24 protein-coding genes and 1 pseudogene are annotated in these 22,275 nt (G+C 45.0%); 23 read left to right on the top strand and 2 right to left on the bottom strand.

Translation table 11 applies throughout. The features are described 5' to 3' along the window. The first annotated feature begins 39 nt into the window (after positions 1 to 39). Together ABIX36_RS25745 and ABIX36_RS25740 are read left to right on the top strand one after the other, a co-directional pair. On the top strand, positions 40 to 288 hold the full coding sequence (locus tag ABIX36_RS25745) for a hypothetical protein (protein WP_348085038.1): 249 nt from the start codon (positions 40 to 42) through the stop codon (positions 286 to 288). Between the two features lie 123 nt (positions 289 to 411). Continuing rightward, positions 412 to 1,440, top strand: coding sequence for an aldo/keto reductase (locus ABIX36_RS25740; protein ID WP_348085037.1), 1,029 nt, complete (start codon positions 412 to 414; stop codon positions 1,438 to 1,440). A 178-nt stretch (positions 1,441 to 1,618) separates the two neighbouring features. Here the strand turns inward: ABIX36_RS25740 and ABIX36_RS25735 are convergent, their stop codons facing one another. Beyond that, the gene (locus ABIX36_RS25735) at positions 1,619 to 2,989 is read right to left on the bottom strand and encodes a Gfo/Idh/MocA family oxidoreductase (protein WP_348085036.1); all 1,371 of its coding nucleotides are present in this window, start codon (positions 2,987 to 2,989) and stop codon (positions 1,619 to 1,621) included. Between the two features lie 239 nt (positions 2,990 to 3,228). On the opposite strand from ABIX36_RS25735, the gene ABIX36_RS25730 reads away from it, so the two are divergent. From ABIX36_RS25730 to ABIX36_RS25690, 9 genes are all read left to right on the top strand, one after another. Beyond that, positions 3,229 to 3,852 carry a hypothetical protein gene (locus tag ABIX36_RS25730; RefSeq protein ID WP_348085035.1) on the top strand — a complete coding sequence of 208 codons (624 nt, stop codon included), beginning with the start codon at positions 3,229 to 3,231 and terminating at the stop codon, positions 3,850 to 3,852. After that, positions 3,842 to 4,537: a DUF3307 domain-containing protein gene (locus ABIX36_RS25725; RefSeq protein ID WP_348085034.1), complete on the top strand. Its 696-nt coding sequence runs from the start codon at positions 3,842 to 3,844 to the stop codon at positions 4,535 to 4,537. The genes ABIX36_RS25730 and ABIX36_RS25725 overlap by 11 nt, the downstream gene beginning before the upstream one ends. Positions 4,538 to 4,693: 156 nt before the next feature. Continuing rightward, positions 4,694 to 5,425: a bifunctional demethylmenaquinone methyltransferase/2-methoxy-6-polyprenyl-1,4-benzoquinol methylase UbiE gene (gene ubiE / locus ABIX36_RS25720; RefSeq protein ID WP_348085033.1), complete on the top strand. Its 732-nt coding sequence runs from the start codon at positions 4,694 to 4,696 to the stop codon at positions 5,423 to 5,425. Then, positions 5,422 to 6,159: an outer membrane beta-barrel protein gene (locus ABIX36_RS25715; protein WP_348085032.1), complete on the top strand. Its 738-nt coding sequence runs from the start codon at positions 5,422 to 5,424 to the stop codon at positions 6,157 to 6,159. Before ubiE ends, ABIX36_RS25715 begins: the two co-directional genes overlap by 4 nt. A 381-nt stretch (positions 6,160 to 6,540) precedes the next feature. Further along, positions 6,541 to 7,299 carry an SDR family oxidoreductase gene (locus ABIX36_RS25710; RefSeq protein WP_348085031.1) on the top strand — a complete coding sequence of 253 codons (759 nt, stop codon included), beginning with the start codon at positions 6,541 to 6,543 and terminating at the stop codon, positions 7,297 to 7,299. A gap of 73 nt (positions 7,300 to 7,372) precedes the next feature. Continuing rightward, a complete protein-coding gene (locus ABIX36_RS25705; RefSeq protein WP_348085030.1) occupies positions 7,373 to 7,822 on the top strand; it encodes a GatB/YqeY domain-containing protein in 450 nt (149 codons plus the stop codon). Between the two features lie 124 nt (positions 7,823 to 7,946). Further along, positions 7,947 to 8,708, top strand: coding sequence for an alpha/beta fold hydrolase (locus ABIX36_RS25700; protein WP_348085029.1), 762 nt, complete (start codon positions 7,947 to 7,949; stop codon positions 8,706 to 8,708). Positions 8,709 to 8,711: 3 nt separating this feature from the next. Continuing rightward, a complete protein-coding gene (locus tag ABIX36_RS25695) occupies positions 8,712 to 9,374 on the top strand; it encodes a CBS domain-containing protein (protein ID WP_348085028.1) in 663 nt (220 codons plus the stop codon). 232 nt (positions 9,375 to 9,606) lie between these two features. Then, on the top strand, positions 9,607 to 10,914 hold the full coding sequence (locus ABIX36_RS25690; protein WP_348085027.1) for a hypothetical protein: 1,308 nt from the start codon (positions 9,607 to 9,609) through the stop codon (positions 10,912 to 10,914). A gap of 7 nt (positions 10,915 to 10,921) precedes the next feature. On the opposite strand, the pseudogene ABIX36_RS25685 reads toward ABIX36_RS25690, so the two are convergent. After that, positions 10,922 to 11,257, bottom strand: a pseudogene (locus tag ABIX36_RS25685) (YnfA family protein). Positions 11,258 to 11,395: 138 nt separating this feature from the next. On the opposite strand from ABIX36_RS25685, the gene ABIX36_RS25680 reads away from it, so the two are divergent. From ABIX36_RS25680 to nuoK, 12 genes are all read left to right on the top strand, one after another. Beyond that, complete coding sequence (locus tag ABIX36_RS25680; RefSeq protein ID WP_348085026.1) at positions 11,396 to 12,277, top strand: NAD kinase; 882 nt, start codon at positions 11,396 to 11,398, stop codon at positions 12,275 to 12,277. Between the two features lie 9 nt (positions 12,278 to 12,286). After that, positions 12,287 to 13,075 carry a DUF6089 family protein gene (locus tag ABIX36_RS25675; RefSeq protein ID WP_348085025.1) on the top strand — a complete coding sequence of 263 codons (789 nt, stop codon included), beginning with the start codon at positions 12,287 to 12,289 and terminating at the stop codon, positions 13,073 to 13,075. A 241-nt stretch (positions 13,076 to 13,316) separates the two neighbouring features. Next, positions 13,317 to 13,838: a biopolymer transporter ExbD gene (locus ABIX36_RS25670; protein WP_348085024.1), complete on the top strand. Its 522-nt coding sequence runs from the start codon at positions 13,317 to 13,319 to the stop codon at positions 13,836 to 13,838. Between the two features lie 294 nt (positions 13,839 to 14,132). Further along, positions 14,133 to 14,873, top strand: a complete 741-nt coding sequence (locus tag ABIX36_RS25665) for an isoprenyl transferase (RefSeq protein WP_348085023.1) — start codon at positions 14,133 to 14,135, stop codon at positions 14,871 to 14,873. A 63-nt stretch (positions 14,874 to 14,936) separates the two neighbouring features. Continuing rightward, positions 14,937 to 17,489: an outer membrane protein assembly factor BamA gene (gene bamA, locus ABIX36_RS25660; RefSeq protein WP_348085022.1), complete on the top strand. Its 2,553-nt coding sequence runs from the start codon at positions 14,937 to 14,939 to the stop codon at positions 17,487 to 17,489. 16 nt (positions 17,490 to 17,505) lie between these two features. After that, positions 17,506 to 18,036, top strand: coding sequence for an OmpH family outer membrane protein (locus ABIX36_RS25655; protein WP_348085021.1), 531 nt, complete (start codon positions 17,506 to 17,508; stop codon positions 18,034 to 18,036). A 58-nt stretch (positions 18,037 to 18,094) separates the two neighbouring features. Next, the gene (locus ABIX36_RS25650; protein ID WP_348085020.1) at positions 18,095 to 18,607 is read left to right on the top strand and encodes an OmpH family outer membrane protein; all 513 of its coding nucleotides are present in this window, start codon (positions 18,095 to 18,097) and stop codon (positions 18,605 to 18,607) included. Positions 18,608 to 18,678: 71 nt separating this feature from the next. Further along, positions 18,679 to 19,521 (top strand): glutamate racemase, encoded by an 843-nt coding sequence (gene murI, locus ABIX36_RS25645; protein ID WP_348085019.1) that lies wholly within the window; start codon positions 18,679 to 18,681, stop codon positions 19,519 to 19,521. Between the two features lie 161 nt (positions 19,522 to 19,682). Continuing rightward, on the top strand, positions 19,683 to 20,753 hold the full coding sequence (locus ABIX36_RS25640; protein ID WP_348085018.1) for a complex I subunit 1 family protein: 1,071 nt from the start codon (positions 19,683 to 19,685) through the stop codon (positions 20,751 to 20,753). Positions 20,754 to 20,836: 83 nt separating this feature from the next. Continuing rightward, positions 20,837 to 21,427, top strand: a complete 591-nt coding sequence (locus ABIX36_RS25635; protein ID WP_348085017.1) for a 4Fe-4S dicluster domain-containing protein — start codon at positions 20,837 to 20,839, stop codon at positions 21,425 to 21,427. Then, complete coding sequence (locus ABIX36_RS25630; protein WP_348085016.1) at positions 21,424 to 21,972, top strand: NADH-quinone oxidoreductase subunit J; 549 nt, start codon at positions 21,424 to 21,426, stop codon at positions 21,970 to 21,972. The genes ABIX36_RS25635 and ABIX36_RS25630 overlap by 4 nt, the downstream gene beginning before the upstream one ends. Next, complete coding sequence (gene nuoK / locus ABIX36_RS25625) at positions 21,969 to 22,274, top strand: NADH-quinone oxidoreductase subunit NuoK (protein ID WP_348085015.1); 306 nt, start codon at positions 21,969 to 21,971, stop codon at positions 22,272 to 22,274. Before ABIX36_RS25630 ends, nuoK begins: the two co-directional genes overlap by 4 nt. Position 22,275 lies beyond the last annotated feature (1 nt).

The following is a 22,275-nucleotide window of genomic DNA, read 5'->3' as shown; positions in this document are numbered from 1 at the left end:
ATTGTGTTTAATTTTAACTTACCAATACATTGCCTAACCATGTTGCCAACTTTAATGGATGCCCTGCGCCATCATCTTAGCGTAGGTAATGCTTTGCAAAATATTGCGTTTTACACATTCGTGTGTTTACTGTTTATGATATTACTGGTACAGTTGAATGCGCATCAGGAAACGGGTATCCGCCGTTTTTCTATTACCAGGTTTTTGCGGTTACGCCAGGTTATGCACTTTGCGGTAAAAGTGCTATCGCACATGGTACGAAGGCTATTTGTAAATAAAGCCCACTGAGTCGCTCCACACCAACAATTTCTCTTTATGTTATTCCGATGATATAAACTTTGCGGTATATCACCGAGATTTGAACTGATAACAGGGGTTTCCTTTGTTTTATACATCAAAAACTCACACCTTATGGAATACAGACAATTAGGCGGCTCGGGATTACAAGTGCCCGTGCTAAGCTTTGGTACCGCAACCTTTGGCGGCGCCGGCGAATTTTTCAAAGCCTGGGGCCAAACCCAATTAGACGACGCGAAAAAACTGGTGCATCTTTGTATGGATGCAGGCGTAAACTTTTTTGATACTGCCGATGTGTATTCAGGCGGCGTAGCCGAAGAAATTTTGGGGAAAGCGCTGCTTGGCATCCGCAACGAGGTGCTGGTATCTACCAAGGCAACGTTTAAAATGGGGGAGGACCCTAATTACGGCTCATCCCGTTTTCACCTCATCCGTTCGGTAGAAAATAGCTTGCGCCGGTTGCAAACAGATCATATTGATATTTACCACATGCACGGCTTCGACGGTAACACGCCGGTTGAAGAAACCTTGCGCGCGCTTGATGACCTCATCAGCAGCGGTAAAATACGGTACATCGCCTGTTCCAATTTTTCCGGATGGCACCTCATGAAATCTCTTTCGGTATCGGAACGGTATGGCTGGGCCAAATATGTTGCCCACCAGGCATATTATTCCCTGCTCGACAGGGAGTTTGAATGGGAGTTGATGCCCGCAGGTATCGACCAAAAAGTAGGCACCATTGTATGGAGCCCTTTGGCATCCGGCCAGTTGGGCGGTAAATTCCGTCGCGGGCAGCCTATCCCGTCAGATAACCGCCGTAGCCAGGGTGGTAGCCATGGTCCCGAAACCGACTTTGAACGCCTTTATAATATTGTTGATGCTTTGGACGAGGTAGCCGAGGAAGTGGGCAAATCTGTTGCCCAGGTGGCCATTAACTGGCTGCTGCAGCGCCCAACAGTAGCCAACATTATTATAGGAGCCCGCAACGAAGAGCAGCTAAAGCAAAACCTTGCCGCCGTAGGCTGGAACTTAACCACCGAACAGGTTAAAAAGCTCGATGAGGCCAGCGCCGTTGCACCGATATACCCCTATTGGCATCAAAAGCAGGACACAAAATTGATCCCGCCGCCAAAGTTTTATTAAACTTCCCGCGCGTCATTGCGAGGCACGAAGCAATCTCTACGAAGGACAAGCCATTATGCAAGCGGCTAAGCCTATCGGGAGATTGCTTCGTGCCTCGCAAAGACGCCGAAAGCCAACAAAAACGCCTGCTAAATTCAGTAGGCGTTTTTGTTTTTATATCCTTTTGCAATGCGGCTATTTAAGCCTTCAACATTTTCATTTTTTCCGGATCCCAAAACATAGGGGCATTTTTAAAGTAGCTATCGTTACACAGCAGGGCAGGGGCTGCCGCGCGGTAACCAAAAATGGCATCCTCAGTAACTTTGCCGCCGGTGCGGATAGCGTTGATGAAATTATTCATGTGATCGTACGGCCCGCCTAAATAACCTTTTTCGGCATCGTAGGTGATCTGCTCCGGCGGGAGCATCATTTTACGGCCACTTACCGCCTGCCCCATTTGTTTCATTTTTTCGATGTAGAAAGGGTCGTTATTATCGATGGCTTTATTACGTTTTAAGGTCACACTATCCCAGGTGATATCCATGGAGCCTTCGCTGCCTACCAGTTTAAGGTAAGTGGTTCCGCTGGTGCCATCCACAAAGTTGCAGCGTAACGACAGGTTGAACGCCGGGTGAGCGGCTGCCTTAGCATAATCAAAAGTACCTAACAAAACATCAGGTACTTCGCGGCCGTCGTTCCAGTAGCGTAAACCACCCGAAGCATATATCTTATTTGGCCCCATGGAGCCGGTGATAAAGTGCAGGCTGCTAAACAGGTGGACGAACAAGTCGCCCGCCATACCGGTACCATAATCGGTATAGTTTCTCCAGCGGAAGAACCTCTTAGAATCGAACGGGCGTTTTGGCGCGTTGCTGATATAGGTTTCCCAATCTACCGTTTGGGTTGAGGCATCATCGGGGATGGGGTATTGCCAAACTTCCACCGCGCCGCGGCGTGCCCAAAAACCTTCGGCGTAGTTCAGCTCACCAATGGCTCCGCTTTTTAAAATTTCTTTTGCTTTCTCGTTACCAAGCGAAGATACCCCCTGGCTACCCACCTGGAATACCTTACCGGTTTCCTGCTGGGCTTTAATCACCGCCGGGCCTTCCATCACGGAATGTACCATTGGTTTTTCGCAATATACGTGCTTACCGGCGTGCATGGCATCCACCGAGATCTGCTGGTGCCAATGATCTGGCGTGGCAACTATAACCGCGTCAACATCCTTGCGGTTCAATATCTCTTTGTAAACTTTAGTGGTAAAAATATCGGCACCCCATTTGGTTTTGGCATCCTTAAGTCGGCCGTCGTACAAATCGCATACGGCAACCAGTTTTACACCCGGTATTTGTAGGGCGGTTTGGGTATCAGATGTACCCATGCCACCGGCGCCAATCAGGGCAATGTTCACCTGATCGTTAGCGCCGATGCTATTGTATTGCTGTTTAAGGTAATGAAAGCTGCCAATATTATCGGCTGCTATTAAATTACTGCCAACGGTTGCAGCAGCTGCGGTTGTGGCCAGTTTTTTAAGAAATCCTCTGCGCGATGCTTCGTTATTTTCCTTCATTTTTGAAACGATAAGATGGTTTTGTGGTTTGAGATACGGAAAGTGAAAGGTATAAATTTATTTAATTAGTTCATAAGCATTGCAAGATGAGTTAGTATTAATAATTATTGATGTTAGCCTCTTTTGGCTAATATTAATTAAATTAGCCTTTTTGGGCTAATAGTTTATTAATTAGCCATTTTTGGCTAATTAATTTGATGTTAGCCTATTTATGCTAATATTTGTTTAACTAATATTTTATGGCTACTATGAGGGCAATACTTACAGCCGATATTGTTAATTCGTCTATGTTAACCACGGCATTCGATAATCTTATTGTTGATTTAAAACAGTTTTTTGATGGCGAAAAAACCGACTTCTATAATGGAGATAGTTTCAGGGTACTTGTTACCCAGCCGGAAACAGCGTTATTGAAATGTATAAAAAGCAGGTTGCTGGCCATAAAATATGCAGAGAAACATACTATAGACATACGGGTAAGTATAAATATAGGGCATTTGAGATCTGATGATATAGACCTGCGGTCGAGCATGGATGAACTTTTGGTGGCTTCGGGGCGGAGCTTTGCTAAATTGCAGGGTACATCACGGCGATTGTATATCAATAGCGGAAATGCAGAGAAAGACTTTACCTATGAAATAATAGCCGAATATGCCGACAGCCTGTTGGCGCAGATAACCGCAAAACAAGCTAAAGTGATCTATCAATTGCTGTCGGGTAAATCGCAGGTAGAAACCGCGGCTTTTTTAGGTTTATCTACCGCTACGGTAAGCAAGCAGGTAAAGGCTGGTCGTTACGAAGAGATAAGGAGCGTGCTGAATAAATTTGAAACACTAACAAACCAACTGCAAAATGGAAATTAGTATCATATGGCTCGTTAAATTGTTGCTGGCACATTTGATAAGCGATTTTTGGTGGCAACCATCCAAATGGGTTCAGGACAGGCAGCAACGGAAAATAAGATCCAGGTATCTCTATCTGCATATCCTGGTTACCGGTGCAACCGCAATACTGTTTGTTGGGTTTAATTACTGGAAAGTGGTTTTGTTTATAACCATTCTGCATGGCGTTATAGATCTTGCCAAATCTTACGTAAAAGCGAATTTTACTTATTTTATAATAGACCAATTACTGCATTTATTGGTGATACTGGCAAGCTGGATGATAGTTTTTGAAGAGCACAGGCTTGATATGCAAACCCTAACCGGCTTTTATGAAAATAGTAAGTTTTGGGTGGTAGCAGCAGCGGCATTCTTCTTAACTGTTCCTACATCTATCATAATAGCTTATGCCACCAAACATTGGGCCGTGCCGCCCGGATTGAAAAATGCCGGGAAATATATAGGGATAATTGAGAGGCTGATCATCTGCGTATTGGTGTACCAGGGGCAGTATGAGGCAATAGGTTTGCTAATTACCGGAAAAAGCATTTTAAGGTATAACAGCGCCAACGAAGAAGCTAAAACCGAATACCTGCTGATAGGTACGCTGTTAAGTATTTTTATAGCCTTTGCCGTTGGTTTTGCATTAAAGCTTATTTTGAAGTAGGCGAATGGTTCATAGGTAGTGGTTTATAGTTGATAGATAATAGTTCATGAATAAGACCATTTCTTCATAGATCATAGAATTGCATTTTTTACGATGAACCATCATCCATGAACCATCAACTAAAAGCAAAAAACCTATCTTTGCCCCCCACAGCGTATGAGCAAAATTGTAACACCGTACCAGGATCAGCAGGGCACCAAAAAAGAGCAGGTGGCCGATATGTTTAACAATATCTCCAAAACCTACGATTTTTTAAATCACTTTATGTCGCTGGGGATAGATATCATCTGGCGCAAAAAGGCCATAAACGAACTCAAAGCCGACAAACCCCAGCTGATATTGGATGTGGCTACCGGCACCGGCGATTTCGCCTTTGAGGCGCTGTCTATATTAAAGCCGAAGAAAATTATCGGTGTTGATATTTCACGCGGGATGCTGGACATTGCAGACCAGAAGATACTGAAACGCGGCTTGTCTGATAAGTTTGAAGTAAAACTGGGCGATTCGGAAAAACTGCCGTTCGAAGCAAATGAGTTTGATGCTGTTACTGTGGCTTACGGCGTACGTAATTTTGAGAACCTTGCCGATGGACTGGCCGATATATTCCGGGTATTAAAACCGGGTGGCAAAGCGGTGGTGCTGGAGTTCTCTAAACCCAGGGCATTCCCTATAAAACAACTATACGCGTTTTACTTTAACTACGTTACCCCGGGTATTGGAAAGCTGTTTAGCAAAGATGCCCGCGCTTATACCTACCTGCCCGAGTCGGTTGCCGCTTTCCCTGATGGCGAAGCATTTACCGGTATGATGGCAAGGGCAGGTTTCAAAAATACCAAAAGCCGGCCTTTGGCGTTTGGTATCTGTTCAATCTACACCGGCATTAAATGATAAAACGTTACCTGGCCATCTTACTGGTACTATTGTGTTGCAGCACTTTGCTGCGTGCACAGCAGTTTTCGCCAGCCTGGGGTGGGGGTGCAGATCAGGCCGACTTTAGCGGAGGTTTTAGTTTTTCGTACGTTACCAGCGATTTTAAAATTGTAAAACAGCCCAACTGGCGCGCGCCTTTTTTTGATACGGATGCCAATGCCTACGTAACCGACTCACTTACCAGCATCAGCTCAAAAACAACGCCCGGCTTTGCTGTGGGCTTTGTGGCCCGCTACCGGCTAACAGATCACCTGGAGGTTCGCTCAACCCCTTCACTAATTTTCTCCGACCGTAAGTTACGGTACACTTTTAAAAACACCACCGAACCAATCGATAAGCCGGTACAAACCACTACCGTAGATTTCCCCTTTTCGGTAAAACTAAAATCGGACAGGGTGGGCAACCTGCGCGCCTATCTTTTGGGGGGCGTAAAATTCTCAAGCGCTATCGGCGGTAAAAAAGATGGTGATAACACAGCTCCTTTAGAACGCCTTTTAAAGAACAGCAAAAGCTACTCATCCTACGAGGCGGGTTTTGGCTTTGATATTTATTTCGAATATTTTAAAATGTCGCCCGAAATAAAAGTGACCAACACCTTTGGCAACCTGCTTATCCAGGAGAACCATCCCTTCTCGGCGCCTATCAGCAAGCTCTCGCTCCACACCATTATGTTTAGCTTGTATTTTGAATAAGACCGGGATTAAGCGAATTTTTACGATTAACACGGTTTTTTTGAATCTTTCTGAACCTTGATTTTGAGGATTAATGGATTAGCCTGATCAGAAAAGGGTGTGAACGGCCCCAACGAAAGCCATTTCTTAAATCGGCCTTGTCCTGTTCGGTAATCACAGGTACTGAAAAAGCACAAACGTTCATAGAACAAGGCGCAGCCGGGAGTTTCTTTTGATTACTTTTCTTTGCGGAAAAGAAAAGTAACATCCACAGGCTTAACAAAACCTACTGCCGCAGCTAACGAAGCTCTGAAATGCCATCATAACCTTGCAACAATTACAGCCCAACACTTATTATCCCAACATAAAAACATAATTTCGCTGCCGATAGTTACACTACCTATGGCTAAGATCGCATTAATTACAGGTGCTACCGCAGGGATAGGCGAAGCCTGTGCCCATACATTTGCCCGTGAGGGTTACAATTTAATACTTACTGGCCGCCGTATGCAGCGTTTAGAACGCCTTGCCGAGCAGTTGAATGATAAATACAATGTTGAAGTTGCAGTCTCTTGTTTCGATGTACGCAGTAAGGCGCAAGTGATAGAGAACCTACAGGGCCTGCCCGCCGAATGGAAACAGGTAGACGTATTGGTGAATAACGCCGGACTAAGCCAGGGGCTCGACCCCATTGACAAAGGCAGCTACGACGATTGGGAAACTATGATAGATACCAATATAAAAGGCCTGCTTTACGTAAGCCGCGTGGTAAGTAATTGGATGATAGACAACGGTTTCGGGCACATTATCAACCTTGGATCGATAGCCGGGAAAGAGGTTTACCCTAACGGGAACGTATATTGCGCCACCAAACACGCTGTGGATGCCTTAAATAAAGGTATGCGGTTAGATCTGCTGAATCACGGTATAAAAGTTACCGCCGTGCATCCAGGTGCTGTTGAAACCGAGTTTAGCGAGGTACGCTTTAAAGGCGATAAAGAACGCGCTAAAAAAGTGTACGATGGTTTTGAGCCGCTGGTGGCCCAAGATGTTGCCGAAACCATTTGGTTTGTAGCATCGCGCCCGGCGCATGTAAACATCAACGATATTATAATAATGCCAACCGCGCAGGCGGCAGCAACCAATATATATAGGAAGTAGATGTGCGGATAGAAAAAGGTAAATCCGGAAAAAAATCACTCATTCACTAAATCACAATTCACTCATTAAAGATATGTCACTCATTACACAAATAGACCAGGATATCAAACAAGCGATGCTATCCAAACAACCAGACCGCTTGCGCGGGCTGCGGGCCATTAAATCGGCTTTATTGCTGGCAAAAACAGAAAAAGGCGCTGCTGAGGAATTAACCAAAGAAGCGGAGATAAAAGTGCTGCAAAAACTGATCAAACAACGTAAAGAATCGGCTGATATATATAAAGCGCAAAACCGCGAAGACCTGTACGAGGTGGAAATGGCGGAAATGTATGTAATTGAGCCGTACCTGCCTCAACAAATGACCCGTTTTGAAATTGAAGGGTACATACAGGAGGTAATTGGCCGCCTTGGTGTAACATCGGTAAAAGAGATGGGCAGGGTAATGGGCATTGCCAATAAAGAACTTGCCGGTCAGGCCGATGGCAAAACAGTATCGGAAGTAGTTAAACAACTGTTAGGATAATTTAATTGTTAAAATTGTTGCAGGTATACCCTAATAAACTAAATTTACCGTGGTAACTACAACTTTTCAGACTGAAACGTAAAACGGTCTGCACCAGTTTAAAGCTGCATTTGAACAAGGAACTATGAATTTTGTACTGAAAGAAGAAAAGGGTTTTACATACGTAGAAAAAGGCGAGGGCGAGCCATTACTGCTGTTACACGGCCTCATGGGCGCACTAAGCAATTGGGAGAAAGTGATAGAGGAGTTTAGTCCGCATTATAAGGTTATCATCCCTATTTTGCCTATTTACGATATGCCTATACTCACCACCGGCGTGCGTGCCCTTTCTAAGTTTGTGCATAAGTTCATCAAGTTTAAAAAGCTTACACGCGTAACCTTGCTGGGTAACTCGCTTGGCGGCCATGTTGGTTTAATATATGTATTGTCGCATCCTGGTTATGTAAAAGCGCTGGTGTTAACCGGTAGCTCGGGCTTGTACGAAAACGCTTTTGGCGGTTCGTTCCCGCGCCGTGAGAATTACGAATTTGTGAAAGGAAAGGTAGAATACACTTTTTACGACCCTGCCGTAGCGACAAAGGAAATGGTTGATGAAGTTTACGCCAATATTAACGATCGCCCCAAGGTGATACGGATACTGGCCATGGCAAAATCGGCCATCAGGCATAATATGAAAGCCGACCTGCGCAAGATAACGATGCCTGTTGCGTTAATATGGGGCAGGGATGATAAAATTACCCCGCCAGAGGTAGCTGTTGAGTTTAACCAGTTGCTGCCGAACTCGTACTTATACTGGGTTGATAAATGCGGGCATGCCCCAATGATGGAGCGCCCGGAGGAATTTAATAAGTACCTAAAGGTGTTTTTAGATAAATTAAAACAATAAAATATGCTTGCAGTTGAGTTGATCTCAGACGCGGTCCCCCCGGTACACACTTCTGATACTATACAGAAAGTGTTCGACCGTATGGCGGAATTTCGTGTGCGGCACCTGCCAATTGTAAATGAAGAACAGTTTTTGGGCCTTGTATCTGAAGACGATCTGATAGAAGAGCCAGATTATAATACCCCCATTGGCGCGCTGGCGTTATCGCTGGTGAACCCATATGTACTGGAGGAACAGCATATTTATGATGTTATCCGCCTGTTTTACGAGCAAAATCTGAGCGTGGTGCCCGTGCTGGATATAAAAAAAGACTACATGGGGCTGATCTCTATTAATACCATGAACGAGTACTTTGCCAAGCTCACTTCCGTAAGCGAACCAGGCGGTATAATCGTTCTGGAGATCAGTAACAAGAATAATTCGCTGGCCCACATGTCGCAGATTGTAGAGTCGGACAACGCCCAGATCCTTAGTTCTTACACTCGCACCTTCCCCGAAAGCACCCGCATGGAAGTTACCCTGAAGGTGAACAAGCAGGATATTTCCAACATCATAGCCACCTTCTTGCGGTACGAATACGACGTAAAAGCCACCTTCAACTTCACCGACCATAACGACAATGCCAAAGACAGGTTTGATTCGTTTATGAATTATTTGAATTTGTAATAAACAAATCGTCATCCTGAACTTGTTTCAGGACCCCACAGGACGGGTAGCCTACATGCAAAGTAACCTTTATGTCGGCGGCTTTGTATATTGCATACCTTGCCAGTGGGATGCCGAAATAAATTCGGCAAGACGTAATGAGAATAGCCCCTCCCCGAAAAATTCTCAACAAAACTCCCACCACCCAACCTATTTTTATAGCTTTGCAGCCCCTACTACGCTAACCACGCCCATGAAAAATCTTTTTTTCCTGCTTCTAATTTCTGTTTTAGCTATATCGTGTACCAAAAACGCTGATAGACCCGAAACCAAACTTCTCAATAAATACGCTGCCGAATATGTGAGGCTTGGGCTAACCATTGGCGAATACGATAAAGATTTTGTGGATGCCTATTATGGTCCCGATTCGTTAAAACCGAAAGCAGTTGAGGGCGACGAGTTCCCAAGAGATAGCCTGCTGGCATCAGTAAACAGCCTGATGAATGATATTAAATTGTTAGCTAACTCTGCCGAAGTGGATTCTAATAAAATGCGCGCCAACTGGCTTTACGATCAATTAGCTTCCTTCAGTGGACGGATAAAAATATTCTCGGGCGAGTACAGCACTTTCGACCAGGAATCTAAACAGTTGTTCGGCGTAACCGCGCCGGTGAATACCGAGGACTATTTTAAAGCACAACTGGTTTTATTGGATAGCCTGTTGCCGGGCAAAGGTAACGTGAACGACCGCTTTCAGAAGCTGGCCAACAAATTCATCATTCGCAAAGATAAGCTGGACCCGGTGATCAAGGCGGCCATTGCCGAATCGCGTAAGCGTACCCTGGCGCATTATAAACTGCCTGCAGGCGAATCTTTCACGCTGGAATTTGTTACCGATAAACCCTGGAACGGGTATAACTGGTACAAAGGCAAATACCAAAGCGTAGTACAAATAAATACCGACCTGAAGATCTTTATCGATCGTGCGATAGACGTGGGCAGCCACGAAAGCTACCCGGGCCATCATGTGTACAATATGCTGCTGGAGAAAAACCTGTATCACGATAGGGGATATGTAGAGCTTTCCATGTATCCGTTGTTTAGTCCGCAATCGCTTATTGCAGAGGGCAGCGCCAATTACGGTATAGAAATGGCCTTCCCCGGAGATGAAAAGATAAAGTTTGCAAAGAGCGTTTTGCTGCCGCTTGCCGGTTTAGATACCACCGGTGCCGATGCTTATTTCAGAGCATTAGCTATAAAAGGCAACCTTAACTACGCTCGCAACGAGGCTGCCCGCGGGTTGATAGATGATAACTGGAGCCAGAGTAAGGCCCGTACATACCTTAAAAAGTATTGTTTGATGAACGACGAGACCGCCGAAAAATCGGTAAGCTTCATTAAAAAGTATCGCGCCTATGTAATCAACTACAATTACGGGCTCGACCTGGTGAAACACCATATCGAAAAAAATGGCGGAACGGCTAAAGACCCCGCAAAACGCTGGGAGTTGTTCAGTCAACTTTTAAGTAACGAGGTTACCATGGATGAGTTGGGGAAGTAGACCACCTTTATTTGCTCGGCGCATAAATAATGATGCAGGCTCCTATCAATGCGATGGAGGCTCCTATAACGTCGTATTTGTCGGGTTTAAAACCGTCTACCTTCCATGCCCATATAAGTGCCATTACGATGAATATTCCTCCATACGTAGCGTAAACACGCCCAAAGCTTGCAGTTTGCCAGGTAGCCACAATACCATAAAGCAGCAGTACCAAGCCGCCAATTAAACCGTACCACAAAGGCTTATCATTTTTTAGTCAGAGCCAAACCAGGTAGCCGCCGCCAATTTCGCAAAGGCCGGCTAACGCGAATAGGGAGAAGGATTTTAATATATTAACAACCATCCCCTAATATAAACAGGATCTAATGATTTTAGGATCTTACAGCATCGATGGCGACAAATTCCGATAGGTAAGCCAACATTATTTAAAACATTAAGCGGCTTTTTACATCCAAAGTTCGATATTCGTTTTTTTATTTGAATGAAGATAGCAGTTTACGGAAGGCAGTTTAACGATCCGCAGGTATTCCCGTACATACGGCAGGTGTTTGATAGCCTGGTTCTGCATCAGGTTGATGTTTATGTGCATCACCAGTTTAATGAGTACCTGCAGGGTAATGTAGATACTGCTGCCTATAACGTCCTCAAACCGGGCGACACCATTAAAGATTTTATCGATATCTTCATCACCATTGGCGGCGATGGTACTTTGCTGGATATGGTAACCGTTATCCGCGATAGCGGTGTGCCGGTCATAGGCATCAATTTTGGCAGGCTGGGCTTTTTAGCCAGTATCAATAAAAACGACATCGCGGCGGCCATGCACGCGGTGGTGAATAAAGAATACACACTGGATTGCCGCGAATTGCTGATCATAGATTCGGACAAGAAGATCTTTGGCGACGATAACTTCGCGCTGAACGATGTTACTATCCATAAGCGCGATGATTCGGCCATGATCACCACCCATGTTTCGCTTAACGATGAGTTTTTAAACTCCTACTGGGGAGATGGGATCATTATCTCTACCTCTACGGGGTCAACAGCATACTCTTTAAGCTGCGGCGGGCCTATTATCTTCCCGCAATCAAACAGTATTGCCCTTACACCCGTATCGCCGCATAACTTAAACGTAAGGCCAATTATTTTACCCGATACCAGCAAGCTATCCTTCGAGGTAGAGTGCCGGGGCACCAACTACATCGTATCGTGCGACAGCCGGACCGCGGTGATTGATAAAACCATGCAATTCAGGGTTTATAAAGCGGATTTTAAACTCAATTTGATCCGTATGAATAATGAAAGCTACTTGCAAACGTTAAGGACTAAATTGTTATGGGGCTTAGATGCCCGTAATTATTAAATTTAACGGATGCTAAAATTTTCCGCTGCCTTATTCTTCCTTATACTTAGCTATACTGTACAAGCCCAAACCTGGGAAATTGGCGGCGCTTTAGGCGGTGCAGGTTACATTGGCGATCTTAACCCAAGTCCGTTTAAACCGAGCGGCGGCTCTGCCGGTTTGTTTGTTAAACGAAATTTTAATGGCTATCTTTCGGCAAGGCTAAACTACCAGGTTGGTAAAATAGCGGGCGCGGATAGTACTTCATCCAGCCAGCAGCTACGCAACCGTAATCTGAGCTTTACCGATGGTTTGAAGGAACTGAGCCTGATGGCCGAGTTCAATTTTATGAAATACATCCCCGATGCCGGCAAAAATAAATACACGCCCTACATTTACTTGGGCATTGGTACAACGGCCTTTGCACCGCGTACCATGTACAACGGCACCGAATTTTCTCTGCGGGCGCTCCGCACCGAGGGGCAAACATCCCAATATAAAACCAGCACTATTGTTGTCCCTTACGGCGCGGGCATCAAGTACAATATCGCCGGTAAGTGGACGGTAGCTGCCGAGTTAGGCTATCGCTACACCCGCAGCGATTTTTTAGACGATGTGAGCGGCTTCTACGCGCCGCATAGCCAACTCTCCAGCCCGGCATCTGTAGTACTTGCCGACCGAAGTGGCGAACGTACCCCCGTTTACACCGGCAATCCGGGCTCCCAGCGCGGCGATCTGCGTACTACAGATATCTACGCCTTTTTTGGTTTTACGCTTTCCTATACCTTCGTAACCGCGAAGTGTTATTACGAAGAGTAACCCCTCTCATTTTACCATCCAATTGATTAATACACTTCAAAGGAAAAGACTTGGCAGTGCGTACGATTTTAATGGTACGGGCGGTAAACCAAAATTGAAACACTGTTAAATGACTTTTTTACTGTATTAAATTCCGTAAAATTATAATTAAACAAAATATAATTTGTTTAATTGAAACAAAGCATTACTTTTATACGTTGAATAACCAAAATCCATTGTTTAACCCTAAACGTATAAAGCCATGGCCGAATTAAACACCGCTCCCGAAAAACAAGGCAAAAAAGTACGCACAAAAAAACAAGCCCTGCGTGTAGACCTCACCGCAATGGTGGATCTTGCTTTTCTGCTTATTACCTTTTTCATGCTGACCACAACGTTGAACAAGCCAAAGGCAATGGAATTAAATATGCCGGTTGGAGATATAAGTGAACCGGTACCAGAATCCCGCACCATGACCATCTGCCTGGGAAAAAATAACCAAGCCGTGTATTACTTGGGCTTAGCCGAAAATCCTATCATATCTGCAACGATAACCGGATACGGCAAAACGGGGCTGCGCCACGCCATATTGGATATGCGCAAAAAAGTACTTGCAGCTACCGGTAAGGCCATGATGGTAATTATAAAACCCGCTGATACATCGGTATACGAAAACCTGGTGAACACGCTGGATGAAATGACGATAACCAATGTGCAGCAATTCGCCATAGCCGATATCGCACCAAAAGACATCAGCCTGCTGAAAGATAAGCAGGCCTATTAACACGTAACCTAAACCTCATCAATAAATTAGTATTGTTTACCCTCTTCTGCTTCGGCAGGGAGGGTTTTTTGTTTTAGGGATTTAAATAAAAACCAATGCCCTCACTTTCAATAGTTACCCAAAATCTCCTTTTTATTTCTTTTTCACTCCATACTAAAATAATACAAAGTAAGTTTTACCTTTGTCACCTTAAAAAAGAAGCGTATTTATATAAAACTTTGCTTAAAACAGGGTTTGTTTTAGTAAAGCCATGTATTTAACAGCCCTGTTTTGGCTGGTAAATTGCCCCGAAAAATGAGTTTAAAGGATCAGATAGATTTGCAAAGATTGCCCCGCCACGTAGCTGTTATTATGGATGGTAACGGCCGTTGGGCAAAAGGCAAAGGCAAATTAAGGGTGTTTGGCCATCATAACGGTGTGCTATCTGTACGCGATGTAGTGGAAGGCGCAGGCATTCTCGGCATCGAATACCTTACCCTTTACACCTTCAGCGCCGAAAACTGGAACCGCCCAACCTTTGAAGTGAACGCCATTATGGAGCTCCTCATTAGCACCATTAATAAAGAAATTAATAAGCTGATGCAAAACAACGTACGCCTTAACGCCATCGGCGACCTGGACCAGCTGCCCGCCAAATGCCACAAAGAACTTAACAACGCAATAAATAAAACATCGGTAAATACGGGGTTGGTGCTTACGCTTGCATTAAGCTACAGCAGCCGCCGCGAAATTGTACACGCTGCCAAATCGCTGGCAGTTAAGGTGCAAAACGGCGAACTGAAGCCCGAGGATATTGATGAAACTATGTTTGAAGATAATTTATATACCGGCGGCATCCCCAATCCCGAGCTTTTGATAAGAACGAGTGGGGAGTATCGTATAAGTAACTATCTGCTTTGGCAGATTGCTTATGCCGAACTATACTTCACCACAAAACTATGGCCCGATTTCAGGCGCGAAGATTTGTATGAAGCTATACTTGATTACCAGAAACGCGAGCGCCGTTTTGGAAAGACAAGCGAGCAGGTAAACTAAATTTTTTCTTTTAACAAAATTTAACAACTGTATAAATTATTTTTAGCCCACTAAAATATTCGGATGAATAAAGTCTTTTTTGCTATTCTTTTCTCTCTTATAAGCACCGCTGCCATTGCCCAGATACCCGGCCAAAGGCGGTCTACGCTTACGAAAACCATCCCTGCCGATAGTTTGAGCTACCTTAATCCCAAAGATTATATCATTGGCGGCATAACCATTAGTGGCGCTAAATACCTCGATAAAGATGTATTGCTGCAGATATCGAAACTAAACAAGGGCGATAGGATAAACCTGCCCGGCGAGGCTAACGCCAATGTGATAAAAGACTTGTACAAACAAGGCCTTTTTGATGATATCCACTTAAATGTTACCGGTATTAATATGGATACCATTTACCTGGAAATTGCTGTGGTGGAACGCCCGCGCCTCTCCAGGCTTAAAATGACCGGCATCCGCAAAGGCGAAATTGAAGACATTACCAAAAAGCTGAGTGATAAAACCGGCAAAATTGTAAACGAGAATTTGCTGAGCACCACCACCGCTATTATTAAAAAGCACTTTAACGAAAAAGGCTACTTAAATACAACCGTTAACATTACCCAGGTTAAAGATCCGGGCGACCCCAATAGCGTAATACTGAATGTGGCGATCGACAAGAAAACCAAGGTGATGATTAACGACGTAACCTTTGAGGGCAATAAAGATTTTTCGCAGGCCAAACTACGTAAGTATCTTACTAAAACCCGCAAGCGCCGTTGGTACAATCTGTTCGGTTCTAAAAAATTCAAGCAGGATAAATACGAAGAGGATAAACAAAACCTGGTTGATAAAATGCAGGCTGCCGGTTACCGCGATGCCGAAATAATAAGCGATAGCGTAACCCGCCACGATGATAAAACCGTTAATGTAAAAATTAAGGTTTACGAAGGGCATAAATATTACTTCGGTGATATCAAGTTCTCTGGCAACGCCCGTTACCCGGCCGACATTCTTACCCGTGTATTGTCTATCGAAAAAGGTAGCGTATTCAGCGAAGAGGAGTTGAGCAAACGCTTAAGCGGCCCTACACCAAACGACGATGATGTTTCATCGCTTTACCTTAACGATGGTTATTTAACCTTTAATGCCGACCCTGTACAGACCCGCATCCATAACGATACTGTTGATTTGGATGTAAGGATTTACGAAGGGCCGCAATACACTATTAACCGCGTAATACTAAAAGGTAATGATGTTACCAACGATAAAGTAGTAATGCGCGAGATTCGTACCAAACCGGGGCAAAAATTTAACAAGGCGCTGTTAATACGCAGTGCCCGCGAAATTGGCCAATTGGGTAACTTTGATGAGCAAAAAACAGAACCGCGCCCAACCAACATTAACCCATCAGAGGGTACGGTTGACCTGGTTTACAACGTGGTTGAAAAACCGTCAGATCAGATAGAGCTTTCGGGTGGTTTTGGTGGTGGTCAGCTGGTGGGTACACTGGGCTTAACGTTCAACAACTTCTCGTTGCGCAATATATTTAACGGTAAAGCGTACCGTCCGTTGCCAAAAGGTGACGGCCAAAAGCTGAGCTTAAGGGGCCAGTCGAGCGGCCGTACCTACCAAAACTTTTCGTTTACCTTTAGCGAGCCATGGTTAGGTGGTAAAAAACCTATTTATTTTGCTTTTTCAGCATATACACAAGGCAGCTCAACCGGGCAGTACTATCCAAAAACGAGCCCTAACTATAACAACCTGCGTATAAACGGTGTGGGTATTACATTGGGTAAACGTTTAAACTGGCCCGATAACTACTTCCAGTTAAACTACTCGTTAAACTTCGACCACTATAACCTGGATAACTATCCTGGCTACCTGTTTAACAACGGTACATCTTACAACATTAAATTAACGCAGGAGTTTAGCCGCAACTCGGTAGACGTTCCGTTATACCCAACATCAGGTTCGAATATTAAATTAACCTTACAGGGTACGCCACCATACTCGTTGTTTAACCATACCAACTATAACGTGGCCACACCAGAAGAGCGTTACCATTTTGTAGAGTATTACAAAGTTAAGTTCGACGCGCAATGGTTCACCAAAATTACCGGCAAGCTGGTATTGATGAGCCAGGCAAGGTTTGGTTACTTAGGCCAGTACAACAGCAAGGTAGGCCCGTCGCCATTCGAACGCTTTAAATTAGGTGGTGATGGTATGCAGAGCTACCAGTTTTTACAGGGTACCGATATTATTGGTATGAGGGGTTACGAAAACTTCTCGGTAGTACCGGTAGGTTCAAGCTTCAACGCCAACACCAACCAGGGTAACGCTATCTACAACAAATACACGTTTGAGTTAAGGCATCCGGTAATTGCCAGCCAGTCGGCAACTATTTACATGCTTGCATTTGCAGAAGGTGGTAACGTTTGGGATAATATAAGCCAGGTAAATCCGTTTAACGTTCGTCGTTCGGTAGGTGTGGGTGCAAGGATATTTTTACCTATATTTGGTTTGCTTGGGCTTGATTACGGTTACGGTTTTGATAAACTACCGGGCCAGCCAGATGCTAACAAAGGGCATATCCACTTTACAATTTCACAAAGTTTAAGCGGCGGATTTAACTAAATTTGAACAGGGATTTATGAAGAAGATAATTTTAGTACTTGTTTTAACGTTCACAGCATTTACAGCGGCATTTGCACAGCGCTTTGCCTATGTAGATTCGGATTATATTTTGAAGCATGTGCCTGAGTACGCTTCATCACAAAAGCAATTGGCTGCATTGTCAGAGCAATGGCAGAAGGAAGTTGACGCCCGTTTTCAGGAGATAGACCGCCTTTATAAAGCCTACCAGGCCGACCAGGTGTTGATGACGCCTGATATGCGTAAGCGCCGCGAAGCGGAAATTGTGGATAAAGAGAAGATAGCCAAGGATTTCCAACGCGAAAAATTTGGCCCGGATGGTGAACTGGCAAGAAAAAGTACCACACTGATTAAACCTATACAGGATAAAGTGTCAAAAGCAGTACAAGCCGTTGCCGAGAGCGACAACCTTGATATGATATTTGACAAAAACAGCGAGGTAATTATGCTATATGCAAGCCCCCGTTACGATAAAAGTGCCGACGTAATAACAAAGTTGGGCCTTAAACCCGGAGTTTTCGCCAAATAAAAAAAATACATAAATTCGCGAACTATTAATTTAAACACCAGAACAGAACAAAAAAACAATGAAAAAACTATTTAAAGTTGCTTTAGTTGCAGCAGGAATGTTATTTGCAGGCAACTTTGCCCAGGCCCAGTCTAAAATAGGCCATATTAATTTTGAGCAATTGGTAGGCTTAATGCCAGAAACTAAAACCCTTTCTGCACAGATCGACGCTTACAAACAAACATTTGTTACGCAGCTTACTGCTATGAACACAGAGTTGCAGGCAAAAGGTAAGGATTTCCAGGACAAAAGCGCAACCATGACAGATGCTGTACGCGTAGCTAAACAAAACGAACTACAGGACCTGAGCAAACGTTTCCAGGATTACCAAACTACCGCGCAACAACAAGTTGAAGCAAAAGGTAACGAATTAACCAAACCATTGGTTGATAAAGCCCGTGCTGCAATTGCTACAGTAGCGAAAGAAAAAGGTTACACCTACGTTTTAAACTCAGCACAAACTGACCTGATCGTGTCACCGGATGCTGACGATTTGATGGCTGCTGTGAAACTTAAATTAGCTTTGAAATAAGCTTTTTAAACAATTAAATTATTACAAAAAAGCGCTCCAACTACGGGGCGCTTTTTTTAGTTTTGAAGTATATGGCAACAGGCAACCCAATAGGTGTATTTGATTCGGGCATAGGCGGCCTAACCGTTTTTCGCTCCATTGCGGAGGCTTTGCCGGGCTACGATTATATTTATTTGGGCGATAACGGCCGCGCGCCATACGGTAACCGCTCTTTTAAAACCATCCACCAATACACCTGGGAATGTGTGCAGTGGATGTTTAAGCAGGGCTGCCCCCTGGTTATACTCGCCTGCAATACTGCATCGGCCAAAGCCCTGCGCACCATACAGCAGCAGGATCTGCCAAAGCTCCATCCCGATAAACGTGTGTTGGGCGTTATCCGCCCTACGGCAGAGGTAATTGGTGATTATACCAAAACCAGGGAAATAGGCGTACTGGGCACAAAAGGCACGGTGCAAAGCGGATCGTACCTGTTAGAGATAGAGCATTTTGCTCCCGAGTTAAAAGTGCACCAGCAGGCAGCGCCGCTTTGGGTACCATTGATTGAGAATGGCGAATATGATAAACCCGGTGCCGATTATTATGTAAAACTATATCTGGATCAACTGATGGCACAATCGCCAAATATTGATACTGTATTGCTGGCCTGTACGCATTACCCGCTGCTGGCAGATAAAATAAAAGCCCATTTACCGGCGAACATAACGGTAGTTGCCCAGGGCGATATTGTGGCGGCCAGCCTGGTAGATTACCTGCAGCGCCACCCCGAAATGGAGCAAGGCCTAACCAAAACAGGCAAGCGCGAATTTTACACCACTATAGACGACACCGCCGACTTCGACCACCACGCCTCCCAATTCTTCAACGACGAGGTGAAAAGCCAGTTTGTTGATGTACGGGAAGGATGTGAATAAGCTTCGGATGTGCAGATGTGCGGATTTCAGATGTGTAGATGGAACTCCATCGGTGTAATCCACCCCCCATCCATGTAATCACCGGCGCAGCCTAAAAAACAACTACCAAAACAGTCAACTATCCCCTGCATTTATTAAGTTTGCACCAAAAGCAAGCGCCCTTGAATTTTTATCTTACATATTTTATTGTTGCCTTTGGCTTATTTGCTTTTGTGGGGCTGTTTACCATGATCGGTGTGTATGCCGAACGCAAGGTGAGTGCCTTTATTCAAAACCGCTTGGGGCCTACCGAAACAGGCAAATTTGGCTGGTTGCAGGTGCCTGCGGATATGCTGAAGATGGTGCAAAAAGAGTTCATCATCCCCGCCGCTGCCGATAAGATACTTTTCCTGATGGCGCCGGCGGTTATTTTTATAGGCGTTTACCTTGGTTTCGCGGCACTGCCCTGGGCATCGGGCGTTGTACCGGCCAATATCAATATTGGGCTGTACTATGTGTTCGCCATAATTTCTATCGAAACCCTCGGCATTTTGATGGCGGGCTGGGGATCCAATAATAAATATTCTATACTGGGCGCTATGCGCTCCGCGGCACAAATTATCTCTTATGAGATTCCCGCCGGCTTCGCGCTGATAGCGGTAGTGATGATCGCTCAGACGCTCAACCTGCAGGAAATCTCGATGCAGCAAGGCGTGTTGGCAGCAGAAAAAATAAAGTTTTTAGGCATTTGGGACGTAAGCCATATAGGCGGCATTTTGTCATGGAACGTATTCCGCGCGCCGCATTTGTTGGTGGCGTTTGTGATCTATTTCATTGCGTCGCTGGCAGAGAGCAACCGTGCCCCCTTTGATATTCCCGAGGCAGATTCGGAATTGGTATCGGGTTTCCATACCGAGTTTACCGGTTTGCAATTCGCGCTGGTGTTTTTGGCGGAGTATAGCATGATGTACCTCGTATCTATGGTAGGGGTGATCCTATTCCTCGGTGCCTGGAACACGCCACTACCAAATATGGGCGGGGTAAGGCTGGCCGACTGGACAACCGGCACCGCCTGGGGCATCATCTGGATCTTAATAAAAACAATAGCCCTCGTAGGCGTGCAAATGTGGATCCGCTGGACCTTACCCCGTTTACGGGTAGACCAGCTGATGAACCTTTGCTGGAAAATATTAACCCCGCTGGCTTTTGCCTGTATGCTCATTTCGGGCGTATGGCGGTTGTGGGTGATGTGATTTTGGGACGGGGGACGGAATGACAAAAGAGAAAAGTTTAATATCAACGTAATCAATTAATCAATAAAATCAACGGTTCAGACTTGATAAGCAAAGTAATAAACGGATTCGTAACGGCATGGCGGGGGCTTACCCTCACCGTGAAGCACTTGTTTGTCGGTAATTTTAAGCGGCAGGTGATACCCATTACCGATAACAATTACTTTAAGCAGCAAAACGATACCAATACCATCCAGTATCCTATGCAACAATTGCCGACCCCCGAAGTGGGCCGCTACCAGTTGGATGTGGAGATAGACGACTGCATCGTATGCGACCTTTGCGCCAAAATTTGCCCGGTAAACTGCATCGATATCGAATCGATAAAATCTACCGAGGGCTCCATAGGCGAAACATCCGACGGATCAAAAAAACTGCTGTACGCTGCCAAGTTTGATATTGATATGGCCAAGTGCATGTACTGCGGGCTGTGCACCATTGTTTGCCCAACCGAGTGTATTGTAATGACCAACCAGTACGATCGCACCGTATTTGAACTGAAGGACCTGAATTATGAGTTTTCGGATATGTCACCGGAATTTGCTGCCGAAAAGCGTGAACTTTTGGAAAGGCAGCAAGCCGAAAAACAGGCGGCCAAATTAGCCGCCATGAAAGCGAAGGAGGGCGGTGCATGAGTTTAGTGCAGTTGATGTTTTATGTGATGAGTTTTGTGATGCTGGGTTCGGCGTTGATGGTAGCCATCAGCCAAAATTTGGTACGCAGCATCTTTATGTTCTTTATTACGCTGTTCGGCCTCGCTGGGCTGTACGTACTGGCCGTTGCCGATTTTGTGGCCGTTACACAAATTGTAATATACGTGGGCGGTATTTTGGTGCTGATACTGTTTGCCTTCATGCTCTCGGGCAAGGAAGCGCTGGAAGCAGTGAATCAGCAAAAAAACAGGTTCATTAGCTTGGGTAATTTGCCGGGCTTTATACTTGCTGCTTTGTTTTTGGTGGTGATGGTAAACGTTATATTTAAAGCCGACGTAGCCAGCTTGCCCTGGATAAAGACTGCAAAGGACACCGGCAATGTTATCCCCGTAAACGAATCGGGTATTAACAATATCGGCATCAATTTGATGACGAGGTACCTGCTGCCTTTCGAGGCTATTAGTATTTTACTGATGATAGCCCTGGTGGGGGCGGCGCATTTGTCGCGGAAGGAGGGGAACACATGATAACCCTGCAAGATTTTATGCTGGTAAGCGCCTTGCTGTTTTGCATCGGCCTGTTCATTGTGGTATCAAAAAAGAACGCCATCCAGATATTGATCGGCATCGAACTGATGCTGAACGCAGCTATCCTTAACCTGGTAGCCTTTGGCCGTTACGACCGTATTAACAACGGCGGGCAGATGTTTGCCCTTTTTGCCATTGTACTGGCAGCCGCCACAACTGCCGTAGCGCTGGCTATTATATTGAACGTGTACCGCCGCTACAAAACCATTGATGCGGATAAAATTAACCGGTTAAAAGATTAAG

It is taken from the genome of Mucilaginibacter sp. (assembly GCF_039925265.1).
GTDB lineage: Bacteria > Bacteroidota > Bacteroidia > Sphingobacteriales > Sphingobacteriaceae > Mucilaginibacter.
The sequence above is the reverse complement of the archived record's forward strand: the minus strand, read 5'-3'. Positions and strand labels throughout refer to the sequence as shown.